The 3,046-nt window shown below is 63.1% G+C and carries 5 protein-coding genes; 3 read left to right on the top strand and 2 right to left on the bottom strand.

Annotated elements, in window-relative coordinates:
* Positions 1 to 822, top strand: an 822-nt coding sequence (locus EN964_RS30345) for a BMP family protein (protein ID WP_164776094.1), incomplete at its 5' end; no start/stop codon positions are given.
* A 115-nt stretch (positions 823 to 937) separates the two neighbouring features.
* Entirely contained in the window at positions 938 to 1,399 is a 462-nt protein-coding gene (locus EN964_RS30340) for a GNAT family N-acetyltransferase (RefSeq protein ID WP_127266919.1), read from the top strand.
* Here the strand turns inward: EN964_RS30340 and EN964_RS30335 are convergent.
* On the bottom strand, positions 1,394 to 1,801 hold the full coding sequence (locus EN964_RS30335; protein ID WP_127266920.1) for a hypothetical protein: 408 nt from the start codon (positions 1,799 to 1,801) through the stop codon (positions 1,394 to 1,396). The two genes, EN964_RS30340 and EN964_RS30335, sit on opposite strands and share 6 nt — an antisense overlap.
* A gap of 22 nt (positions 1,802 to 1,823) precedes the next feature.
* Positions 1,824 to 2,030 carry a SlyX family protein gene (locus EN964_RS30330; RefSeq protein WP_206517192.1) on the bottom strand — a complete coding sequence of 69 codons (207 nt, stop codon included), beginning with the start codon at positions 2,028 to 2,030 and terminating at the stop codon, positions 1,824 to 1,826.
* A gap of 229 nt (positions 2,031 to 2,259) precedes the next feature.
* Here EN964_RS30330 and EN964_RS30325 point away from each other — a divergent pair.
* Positions 2,260 to 3,046 (top strand): ATP-binding cassette domain-containing protein (locus tag EN964_RS30325; protein ID WP_127277122.1); only part of this gene is annotated, 787 nt, incomplete at its 3' end.

Genomic DNA, 3,046 nt, shown 5'->3' with positions numbered 1-3,046 from the left:
GCCTACGTCGAATTCGAGGTCTCCAATGCCTCGCAGCGTGAGCAGGCGCTGCGCCGCTTCGCCGAGGACGGCCGCAACCCGATCGTCATGGCCGGCTTTGCCTGGACGGACGCGCTGACCAAGGTCGCCGCCGAATATCCCGACCTGAACTTCGCCATCATCGACGACCAGGTCGATCTGCCGAACGTGCGGTCGCTGAAGTTCAAGGAACAGGAGGGCTCCTACCTCGTCGGCATCCTGGCGGCGATGGCCTCTAAGTCCAAGAAGGTCTCCTTCGTTGGCGGCATGGATATCCCTCTGATCCGCAAGTTCGAATGCGGCTATGTCGGCGGCGCCAAGTCGGCGGGTGCGACTGATGTCATCCAGAACATGACCGGCGACACGCCGGCTGCCTGGAACGATCCGGCCAAGGGTGGCGAGATCGCCAAGACGCAGATCGACCAGGGCTCCGACGTGATCTACGCCGCGGCAGGCGGCACCGGCGTCGGCGTGCTGCAGGCGGCGGCAGATGCCGGCAAGCTCGGCATCGGCGTCGATTCCAACCAGAACGGCCTGCAGCCGGGCAAGGTGCTGACCTCGATGCTGAAGCGCGTCGACGTCGCCGTCTACACCGCCTTCATGGACGGCAAGAACGGCACCTTCAAGGGCGGAGTCGAGAATCTGGGCCTCAAGGAAGGCGGCGTCGACTACGCCATGGACGACAACAACAAGGCGCTGGTGACGGACGAGATGAAGGCGGCCGTCGAAAAGGCCAAGGCCGACATCATTGCCGGCAAGACCGAAGTGCACGACTATACGGCTGACAACGCTTGCCCCTATTGAGCGGCACGAACACACAGACATGATCTGCAAACCGCCGGGCGCCAGCCCGGCGGTTTTGTCTTTACCGGATCGAGCGAAACGTTCGCTCCGTGCCGGCCACCGTTTCGGGATACAGATGCAGCCAAAGATCGCACCCATCGGCGAGCACGACGTAGCAGCGGTAGCCCAGCTGCGCCTGGCCACGTTTTTCGAGGGAACCGGAAGGACGCTCGGGGAAGATGCGGCAGGGCTTCGTGGCTTGATCGCCGGTGACGGCTTCGAGGCGGCATTCGTTGCCCGGATCGGCGACACCCCGGTCGGGACATGCCTGCTGGTCCGCCACGAGCTGGAGCCCGTACATGATCTGACGCCATGGCTGGCCGGGTTGGTCGTCGATGCAAGGTATCGACGCCGAGGCATCGCCACCGCGCTGGTCAAGGCAACGGAAGCCCATGCGGCGTCACGGGGCGTCGAGATGCTCCATCTCTACACATGGGATGCGCGTGATTTCTACGCGGCTCTCGGCTGGAATACCGTTGAGATAAGCGGCTCGGACGGCGAGAAGATGGCGCTGATGTCGCGCCGCCCTCGCCTATAGCAGCTTCGCGACGAGACAGCCCAGCGCGAACGCCACCATCAGCCCGGCGGCAACGACAACTCCGCGCCGGCCGCCAAGCGCGTGCACGCCAATGCCGTATGGTGGCCGGGACAGGCTTCGGATCACCGTGCGCGGTTTGACCTCATTGCCGCCGAGCTCGACGCTGCGCATCTGAGGTAACTCGGCTAGGCGTTGGGTAACCAGTTCCCAATGCCTGCCAGGCAGCAGGTCGCGTTTTCCGTAACGGTCGAAGAAATACATCTGCTCGGCAAGTCGCGCGACCGCGTCGCGGAAGGCGGGATCGACCTCCAGGTCACGTTCGGCCCGTTCGCGGTCTTTGTCGTTCATAAGACCGAGCACATATTCGCCGGCCCGCGCGATGCGATCGCTTTCACTGACCAAGGCGTGCACCTTCCCTTTTTCCTCACCAGTGCGGTGGCTTGGTTACCGGCACTTCATCTCCTGTCTGCTCCTCCAGCGCCAGGAAGCGATCCGTCAGCGCGTCCAGCTTGCGCTGCATGCGCTCGATCACTTTCCACTGCTCGGCGATCTGGCCGGACAGTTCCTCGATGATCTTCTCCTGCTCGGCGGCGCGTATTTCCAGCGTCGTCAGCCGGTCGGCGGGCGTGATCATGTGAATTCCCCAGTCTCACCGCGATGTCGTTCACCGCGATGTCTTGCGCCGTGATGCGAATTTCGGCGCCGTCATACTAGCGAATGTGAAGGCCCCGGCCACGTTGCAAATTGACAAGCGCACCGGGATTTGTCGAGAGTGAACCGGCTCCGCCAATTGGCACGGGCGGAGCGTCATGCTAGGCGTTTTGACCAAGCGATAAAAAAATAAGAGTGGGACAGGCTGCATGGCGCAAGCCGCAATCGAGTTGATCGGCATCAACAAGAGTTTTGGTGCGGTGCGCGCCAACCGGGACATCAACCTTGAGATCGGTCGCGGCACGATCCACGGCATTGTCGGCGAGAACGGAGCTGGCAAGTCGACGCTGATGTCGATCCTCTACGGCTTCTACCAGGCCGACAGCGGCGAGATCCGCGTTGGCGGCCAGTCGGCCTCGATCAAAACCCCCAATGACGCCATCGCGCTCGGCATCGGCATGGTGCATCAGCACTTCATGCTGGTCGACAATTTCACGGTGCTGGAGAACGTCATCCTCGGCGCCGAAAGCGATGCGCTCTTGAAGAAGAGCATCGCCAAGGCGCGCTCCGAACTGGAGCGGCTGGAGCGTGAATACGGGCTGGAAGTCGATCCCGATGCAATCATCGAGGAATTGCCGGTCGGCCTGCAGCAGCGGGTGGAGATCCTGAAGGCGCTCTATCGCGGCGCCGAGATCCTGATCCTCGACGAGCCGACGGGCGTGCTGACGCCGGCCGAGGCCGACCACCTGTTCCGCATCCTCGGGCAATTGAAAGACCAGGGCAAGACGGTGGTGCTGATCACCCACAAATTGCGCGAGATCATGGCCATCACCGACACCGTGTCGGTGATGCGCCAGGGCACGATGGTGGCGACGCGCGAAACCAGGAAGACGACTGTCGAGGAACTGGCCGAGCTGATGGTCGGGCGGCGCGTGCTCTTGCGGGTCGAGAAGGGCGAGGCCGAGGCCGGCGCCGTCAAGCTCGCTGTCAAGAACC

Source organism: Mesorhizobium sp. M7A.F.Ca.CA.001.10.2.1 (genome assembly GCF_003998575.1).
In the GTDB taxonomy this organism is placed as follows: domain Bacteria; phylum Pseudomonadota; class Alphaproteobacteria; order Rhizobiales; family Rhizobiaceae; genus Mesorhizobium.
This window is presented reverse-complemented; position numbering and strand designations above follow the sequence as displayed.